Genomic DNA, 7,808 nt, shown 5'->3' on the forward strand with positions numbered 1-7,808 from the left:
GGACCGGGTCCCCGCCGCGGCGGGTTCAGTCGGCCGACGGGGAGCCGGACGGCACCGGGGTCGCGGGCGCGGACGGCCCCGCGACGGGCTGCGGAGCCGTCCGGTAGACGGTGCCGGAGCAGGCACCCGGCAGGACGGCGGAGGCGGCGGCCGGGCTGCCCGGAGCCGGGGTGTGCGTGAGCGTGACGGTGGCCGGCGGCGCGCTGGGCCCGGCGGTCGGCGTGGCCGAGGGGCTCGGCGCCGAGGTCGGGTCCGTCGTCGGCGTGGCGGACGCCGGGGGCGCCGCGGTCGGCGCCCCCGAGGCACCGCCCGCCGGACCGACGGCTCCCGGCGCTCCGGCCGTGGCCGCCCCACCCGGTCCGCCGGGCTGCCCCGCCAGGGCGGTGCCCGAACCGACGGCGCCCGAACCGCTCCGGTCGGTCGTCGCGCTGGGCGGGGCGCCGCTCGGGGCCCGGCAGCCGGCGTCCGGCACCCAGCCGAAGTCCACCCGGTACGCGGCCTGCGGCGCGAGCAGCAGGCCGGGGCCGTCCACGTCGGCCGGGCGCGGGGCGGGCAGCTCGGTCGCCGGATCGCCCGCCGTGTGGTCGGTCACCCGGATCCGCGCGGTGTCCGTCCCGGTGGCCCCGGTGACGGCCACGGAGCCCGGACCGCCGAGCCGGCAGGTGCGCGCCGAGACGTTGACGAGCGTGAAGTACCCGTAGATCCGCCCGTCGCCGTCGGCCGCGCCGACCTTGGCCGCCCCGTGCCCGAGGTCGCCCCGGAGGCAGAGCGGCGCGGGTGCGCCGGAGCCGCCGCCGGTGCTGGACGCGGCGGCCGGGACGGGCGCCCCTCCGCCCGTGCTGGCGCTGCCGGCCTCCGGACGGGGTGTGGCGCTCGCCGACCCGGACGGGCTGCCGCTGCCGGTGGTCCCGCTCGCGCCGGGGTGCGGCGGCCAGTTCGGGTCCACGGCCGCGCTGCCGGACGGGCTGCCCGCAGCGGTGACCGAGGGCGAGCCACCCTGCGCGCCGGGCGTGCCGGGGCCGCCGGAGAGTCCGAGGTGGTCGTTGTCGTGCAGGGTCGGCAGGGCGATCGCCACCGCCACGGCCAGGGCGGCGGCACCCGTCCAGGCACCGCGCCGGGCGGCCCGCCGCCGGGGCACCGCACGGCGGATCCGGTGCAGTCCGCCGGGGTCGGGCCGCACCTCGGCCACGGCGCGCTGCAGCAGGACCCGGACCAGTTGTTCGTCGATGTCCGGCCCGTCGGCGCCGGCGGCGTCCGGCCCGCCCGCGTTCGATCCGCCCGCGCTCGGCCAACTCGCTTTCGGTCCGCCCGCGTTCGGTCCGCCGCCACGTGCCCGGTCGTCAGCCATGCCCGGCCTCCATCTGGACCCGCAGCGCCGCGATCCCCCGCGAGCCGTACGCCTTCACCGAGCCGAGCGAGATCCCCAGCGTCTCCGCGACCTGCGCCTCCGTCATGTCCACGAAGTAACGGAGCACCAGAACCTCCCGCTGACGGCGTTGCAGACCCCGCAGCGCGGCCTTCAACTGGTCGCGCTCCAGCGCATCGTAGGCTCCTTCTTCTGCACTGGCCATGTCAGGCATCGGCTTCGGCAGCAGCCGCAGGCCGAGGATCCGCCGGCGCAGCGTGGAGCGGGACAGGTTGACCACCGTCTGCCGCAGGTAGGCCAGGGTCTTCTCCGGCTCGCGCACCCGGCGGCGGGCCGAGTGCACCCGGATGAACGCCTCCTGGACCACGTCCTCACAGGTCGAGAGGTCGTCGAGGAGCAGCGCCGCCAACCGCAACAGGGAGCGGTAGTGGGCCTGGTAGGTCTCGGTGAGCAGATCCTCGCTGGTACCGGCGCCGGAGTCCGCCGCGCCGGGTGCGACCGCCGTCATCTGGCTGTCTTCCGACCTATCCGCAGGCCGCTGGGCGCGCGGCGAGAACGTCACCGCGGCCGGTGCCGAGATGCCCGCCCCTACCCCCACCATCACGTTCGCCACGCCCGTTGGACACTCGATCCCCTGTCATGGTTGCCCCAGCCCGCGGAACATTCTCCCGTACGGGTGGTGGACCGCTCCAGGGGATTCGAGCGGATTGGGCAAGTGGGCCCCGAAGGACCGCAGAAGGCGCACGGAATCTCACGACGTCTCACCGTTCGTACCGTTCTCACGGTCCACACGGGACACCGGTGGCCACCGCGGGCGGGTCCGAACCCCCGGCCCCCGGGCCCGCCGGGCCTCTCACCGGCCGACGGTGCCTCAGACGGGCAGTTCGCCCGCCACCAGCTCGGCGATCTGCACGGCGTTGAGCGCCGCGCCCTTGCGCAGGTTGTCGCCGCAGAGGAACAGGTCCAGCGCAGTCGGATCGTCCAGTGCCCGGCGCACCCGCCCGACCCAGACCGGGTCCGTGCCGACCACGTCGTTCGGGGTGGGGAACTCCCCGGCCGCCGGGTCGTCGTAGAGCACCACGCCGGGGGCGTCCCGGAGGATCTGCTGGGCGTGCTCCTGGGTGACCTCACGCTCGAAGACCGCGTGCACGGCCAGCGCGTGGGTGCGCACCACCGGGATGCGGACGCAGGTCGCGGACACCCGCAGGGCCGGCAGGCCCAGGATCTTGCGCGACTCGTCGCGGAGCTTGAGCTCCTCGGACGACCAGCCGCCGTCCATCAGCGCGCCCGCCCACGGCACCGCGTTGAGCGCCAGCGGGGCGGCGAACGGGCCGTTGTCGGCGATCACCGCGCGCAGGTCGCCGGTCTGCTCGCCGACCTCGGTGCCGGCAACCAGCGCGACCTGCGAACGCAGCGCGTCCACACCGGCGCGGCCCTCGCCGGAGGCCGCCTGGTAGGAGGCGACCACCAGTTCGCTGAGCCCGTACTCGGCGTGCAGCGCGCCGATCGCGGCGATCATCGCCAGGGTGGAGCAGTTGGGTCCGGCCACGATGCCGCGCGGACGCATCCGGGCCGCCGCCGCGTTGACCTCGGGAACGACCAGCGGGACGTCCTCGGCCATCCGGAACGCACCGGAGTTGTCGACCACCACGACGCCCTTGGCCGCCGCGATCGGCGCCCACCGGGCGGAGACCTGGTCGGGCACGTCGAACAGCGCGACGTCGATCCCGTCGAAGGCCTCCTCGGCGAGCGGGTGCACCTCGACGGGCTCCCCGCGCACGGTCAGCTTGCGGCCGGCCGAGCGCGGGGAGGCGACGAGGCGCACCTCGCCCCAGATGTCCTGACGGAGGGAGAGCAGGCCGAGCAGCACCTCGCCGACCGCGCCGGTGGCGCCGACGACGGCGAGGTTCGGCCGCCGGGTCATCGCCCGGTGCCTCCGTAGACGACCGCCTCGTCCGACTCGCTGTCCAGGCCGAAGGCCCGGTGGACGGCGCGCACGGCCTCGTTGACGTCGTCGGCCCGGGTGACCACCGAGATCCGGATCTCCGAGGTGGAGATCAGCTCGATGTTGACGCCGGCCTCGGAGAGCGCCTCGAAGAAGGTCGCGGTGACCCCCGGGTTGGAGCGCATGCCCGCACCGACCAGGGAGATCTTGCCGATCGCGTCGTCGTAGCGCAGCGACTCGTAGCCGATGCCCTCCTTGACCCGGCCGAGCGCGTCGATGGCCTTCTGGCCCTCGGTCTTCGGCAGGGTGAAGGAGATGTCGGTCAGGCCCGTCGACGCGGCGGAGACGTTCTGCACCACCATGTCGATGTTGACCTCGGCGTCGGCGATCGCGCGGAAGATCCGCGCCGCCTCGCCCGGCTTGTCCGGCACGCCGACGACCGTGACCTTGGCCTCGGACGTGTCGTGGGCGACTCCGGAGATGATGGCCTGCTCCATCTCGCCCCCTTCGGGCTGGTTCGGGTTGTCGTTGCTGACGATGGTCCCGGGAAGGCCCGAGAAGGACGAGCGTACGTGAATCGGGATGTTGTAGCGCCGCGCGTACTCCACGCAGCGGTCGAGGAGCACCTTGGAGCCGGACGAGGCCAGCTCCAGCATGTCCTCGTACGCGATCCAGTCGATCTTGCGGGCCTTCTTCACCACGCGCGGGTCGGCGGTGAAGACACCGTCCACGTCGGTGTAGATCTCGCAGACCTCGGCCTTGAGGGCCGCCGCGAGGGCGACGGCGGTGGTGTCCGAGCCGCCGCGGCCGAGCGTGGTGATGTCCTTGCTGGACTGCGAGACGCCCTGGAAACCGGCCACGATCGCGATGTTGCCCTCGTCCAGGGCGGTGCGGATGCGGCCCGGCGTCACGTCGATGATGCGCGCCTTGTTGTGGACGGAGTCGGTGATGACACCGGCCTGGCTGCCCGTGAAGGACTGGGCCTCGTGACCCAGGGATTTGATCGCCATGGCCAGCAGGGCCATGGAGATGCGCTCTCCAGCGGTCAGCAGCATGTCGAACTCACGGCCGGCAGGGATGGGTGACACCTGCTCCGCGAGTTCGATGAGCTCGTCCGTCGTGTCGCCCATCGCGGACACCACGACGACGACCTCATGGCCGGCCTTCTTGGTGTCGACGATTCGACGGGCCACGCGCTTGATGCCCTCGGCATCCGCAACGGATGAGCCGCCGTACTTCTGCACGACAAGGCCCACGTGCGCTCCTCGACTTGTGTCGTTTCCGGGGGCGCTGGGCCCCCGCACCCCCGGGTGGCGGGGGTTGTGCGGTCCGCGCCAGTCTACCGAGCGGGGGTGCCGCGACCTGCGCTTTCCATATGATGAGACACCTGTTTCAGCAGGTGGGCGGCGGTTCGCGGCCCGCCACGGGCAGGTCTGCGGGGTATCCGGCGCGGCCCCGGAGAATCGGCGGACGAACGGACGGGGACCCCGGGGTTTTCTCTTCCGCCGAAATCCCTGAGGCGTCCGTCACAGTCCGCTCCCGCCCTCCGGGGCACCCGCGCCCGGCGGCGTCCGGCGCCGCCGACCCGGCGACCGCGCCGGCGGCCCAGGCCCGCGACCGCGCCGGCGGCCCAGGCCCGCGATCGCGCTAGCGGCCCAGGCCCAGCTCGGCCGCCATCAGGTCGCCGGCCTGCTGCTCCAGCTGCTCGTCGGTGAGCCCGTCGTCGTCGGTGTCCGCACCGTCCGGCACCGCCCCGATCGGGCTGTCCAGCCGGACGTGGGCGATCAGCGACTGCAGCGCCCGGAGCACCGCCGAGCAGGTCGTGCCCCAGTTGGAGAGGTACGAGAACTGCCACCACCAGAGCGCCTCGCTGACCCGGCCCTCGCGGTAGTGGGTGAGGCCGTGCTGGAGCTCGCTGACCACGCCGGCCAGGTCGTCCGAGATCCGGAAGGCGTTCGGCTTCTCCGGCGGCCCGTACGGGTCGAAGACCTCGTGGTAGACGTCGATCGGCGCGAGCAGCTCGGCCAGTCGCTCGCGCAGCTGCTCGCTGTCCGGCTCCGGCCCGGTGTCGGGCTCGAAGCGGTCCTCGGGGAGGACGTCCTCGATCGCGCCGAGCCGGCCGCCGGCCAACAGCAGCTGCGAGACCTCCAGGAGGAGCAGCGAGACGGCGCTGCCGGGCTCGTCACCCTTGGCGACCTCGGTGACGGCGAGCACGAAGCTCGCCACCGAGTCCGCGATCTGCACCGCGAAGTCGTCCGGCTCCGAGCCGTGCGCGTGGGTGTGCGGGGCGGGCCGGTCCTGCTGCGGGCCTGCCTGGTGGGGCGTGTGGGGCTGCTGGTTGATCGTCCGGTCAGACATCGAGCAGTCGTCTCCCTTCGAAGGCGCGACCGAGGGTGACCTCGTCCGCGTACTCCAGATCCCCGCCGACGGGCAGACCGCTCGCCAGGCGGGTCACCTTCAGGCCCATCGGCTTGCAGAGCCGGGCCAGATAGGTGGCGGTCGCCTCCCCCTCCAGGTTGGGGTCGGTGGCCAGGATCAGCTCGGTGACCGTGCCGTCCGCGAGGCGTGCCAGCAGCTCGCGGATCCGCAGATCGTCCGGGCCGACGCCCTCGATCGGGCTGATCGCGCCGCCCAGCACGTGGTACCGGCCGCGGAACTCGCGGGTGCGCTCGATCGCGACGACGTCCTTGGGCTCCTCGACCACACAGATCACCGTGAGGTCGCGGCGCTGGTCGAGACAGACCCGGCACCACTCGGCCTCCGCGACATTGCCGCAGACGGCGCAGAACCGGACCTTGTCCTTGACCTCCAGCAGCGCGTGCGCCAGCCGGCGGACGTCGGTCGGGTCGGCCTGCAGGATGTGGAAGGCGATCCGCTGCGCGCTCTTGGGCCCGACGCCGGGCAGCCTGCCCAGTTCGTCGATCAGGTCCTGAACCACGCCCTCGTACACGTCGCGCCTTCCCTCAGGGGTCTGTGGTGCACCGGTTTCCCGGAGTCCCGGTGCCATCATCCAACGAATCGGGCGCCGGGCACACCGCCCGACGCCCTACTCCCGCATAAATCACACAGGTCGGTTGTCCGAACTTCAGACCTTCATGACTTCGGACTTTCCATCCCGATCCGGAGATCCGACCAGGTCAGAACGGCAGGCCGGGGATGCCGCCGCCGCCCAGGCCCTGGGTCAGCGGACCCATCCGCTCGGCCTGCAGCTTCTGCGCCGCCTGGTTCGCGTCCCGGACGGCCGCGAGGATCAGGTCGGCCAGGGTCTCGGTGTCCTCCGGATCGACGGCGGCCGGGGCGATGGCCAGCGCCACCAGCTCACCGGCACCGGTCACGGTGGCCTCGACCAGGCCACCGCCCGCCGAACCGTTCACCTTCGTCTCGGCCAGCTCCTGCTGGGCCTGGGCGAGGTCCTGCTGCATCTTCTGCGCCTGCTTGAGCAGCTGCTGCATGTTGGGCTGGCCACCACCGGGGAACACGGCTCACTCCTTGCGTTCTGCGTCCGTCGTGCTTCGACTCGTGCGTCGGTACGTGCGTTCGTGCTGGTCCGCGTGCTCCGTGCGCGCCGCCGGCCGTGCTCGGCCCCGGGCGTCGCGTGCGTCGCCGCGTCGTCGTCGTACCGAGCCTACGTGCCACCGGAGCCGGGCGGGTGCCGGGCCACGGGCGGGCGCCGGGCCACGGGCGGGCGGGTGCCCGGAGGCGTGGGGACCCGTCCGCCGGTCGTCCGTCGGTCGTCCGTCGGTCAGTTGCCGCCGTGCCGGATCTCCTCCAGCACCGTCGCGCCCAGCTCGCGGATGATCAACTCCTGGCCGGAGAACGTCTCCTCCTTGAGCTCCGGATCGTCCTCCTCCGGGATGTCGTCCTCCAGCGCGACCGACGGCGCCGGTCGCGCGGCCGGCGCCGCCGGCTGGGCCTGCACCGGCGGGGGCACCGGCGCGGCAGGCATCACCGGGGGCGCGGCCATCGGCGCGGGCGCCGGTACGGACGCGGGCGCAACGGCCTGGACCGGAGGCGCGGACGCCGCCGGACGCGCCGGTGGCGCACCCCACCCGCCGGTGGAGACGCCGGATCCGCTGGGGCTGCTGCCGCCGGCGGTGCCGCCCCCCGTGCCGCCGGAGCCGCCGGAGGGGTCGACGATGCACTCGATCCGCCAGTCCACGCCGAGCGCGTCCGCCAGCGCCTGGCGCAGCACGTCGTCGCTGTTGCTGCTGACGAAGCTGTCCCGCGCACCCGCGTTGATGAACGAGACCTGCAGCACGCTGCCGTCGAACCCGGCCACCTGACCGTTCTGGCTGAGCAGGATCCAGGTGAAGCGGCGGCGGTTCTTCACCGCCTCCAGGATCTGCGGCCACATCTGCCGGACCTGCCCGGCGCCCTGCTGCGCGGCGCCCGACGGCTGCCCGCCACCGGGCGCGGCGGCCGGCGAAGCGGCCGGAGCCGGGGCCGGAGCGGCGACCGGGGCCGCCTGGACGGGCGCGGGCGCCTGCTGCACGGGCT

At 73.8% G+C, this 7,808-nt stretch carries 7 protein-coding genes and 1 pseudogene; all 8 read right to left on the reverse strand.

Going from position 1 to position 7,808, the window contains the following annotated elements:
• Positions 1-25: 25 nt before the first annotated feature.
• Entirely contained in the window at positions 26-1,348 is a 1,323-nt protein-coding gene (locus ACFXHB_RS31805; protein ID WP_380578148.1) for a hypothetical protein, read from the reverse strand.
• Positions 1,341-1,874, reverse strand: coding sequence for a SigE family RNA polymerase sigma factor (locus ACFXHB_RS31810; protein WP_380578149.1), 534 nt, complete (start codon positions 1,872-1,874; stop codon positions 1,341-1,343). Before ACFXHB_RS31810 ends, ACFXHB_RS31805 begins: the two co-directional genes overlap by 8 nt.
• Before the next feature lie 363 nt (positions 1,875-2,237).
• Positions 2,238-3,290, reverse strand: coding sequence for an aspartate-semialdehyde dehydrogenase (locus tag ACFXHB_RS31815; protein ID WP_380578150.1), 1,053 nt, complete (start codon positions 3,288-3,290; stop codon positions 2,238-2,240).
• Positions 3,287-4,567 carry an aspartate kinase gene (locus ACFXHB_RS31820; RefSeq protein ID WP_380578151.1) on the reverse strand — a complete coding sequence of 427 codons (1,281 nt, stop codon included), beginning with the start codon at positions 4,565-4,567 and terminating at the stop codon, positions 3,287-3,289. Before ACFXHB_RS31820 ends, ACFXHB_RS31815 begins: the two co-directional genes overlap by 4 nt.
• A 391-nt stretch (positions 4,568-4,958) precedes the next feature.
• The gene (locus tag ACFXHB_RS31825; protein ID WP_380578152.1) at positions 4,959-5,669 is read right to left on the reverse strand and encodes a DUF5063 domain-containing protein; all 711 of its coding nucleotides are present in this window, start codon (positions 5,667-5,669) and stop codon (positions 4,959-4,961) included.
• A complete protein-coding gene (recR, locus tag ACFXHB_RS31830) occupies positions 5,662-6,261 on the reverse strand; it encodes a recombination mediator RecR (RefSeq protein ID WP_380578153.1) in 600 nt (199 codons plus the stop codon). The genes ACFXHB_RS31825 and recR overlap by 8 nt, the downstream gene beginning before the upstream one ends.
• Positions 6,262-6,448: 187 nt before the next feature.
• Positions 6,449-6,790: a YbaB/EbfC family nucleoid-associated protein gene (locus tag ACFXHB_RS31835; RefSeq protein ID WP_329488611.1), complete on the reverse strand. Its 342-nt coding sequence runs from the start codon at positions 6,788-6,790 to the stop codon at positions 6,449-6,451.
• Positions 6,791-7,053: 263 nt separating this feature from the next.
• A pseudogene (locus ACFXHB_RS31840) lies at positions 7,054-7,808 on the reverse strand (DNA polymerase III subunit gamma and tau); the annotation flags it as partial.

The sequence above is a fragment of the Kitasatospora sp. NPDC059327 genome, from assembly GCF_042752535.1.
In the GTDB taxonomy this organism is placed as follows: domain Bacteria; phylum Actinomycetota; class Actinomycetes; order Streptomycetales; family Streptomycetaceae; genus Kitasatospora.

Coding starts and splice junctions, on each gene's coding strand:
- ACFXHB_RS31805 (WP_380578148.1), bottom strand. CDS start 1,348: ATGGCTGACGACCGGGCACGTGGCGGCGGACCGAACGCGGGCGGACCG.
- ACFXHB_RS31810 (WP_380578149.1), bottom strand. CDS start 1,874: ATGACGGCGGTCGCACCCGGCGCGGCGGACTCCGGCGCCGGTACCAGC.
- ACFXHB_RS31815 (WP_380578150.1), bottom strand. CDS start 3,290: ATGACCCGGCGGCCGAACCTCGCCGTCGTCGGCGCCACCGGCGCGGTC.
- ACFXHB_RS31825 (WP_380578152.1), bottom strand. CDS start 5,669: ATGTCTGACCGGACGATCAACCAGCAGCCCCACACGCCCCACCAGGCA.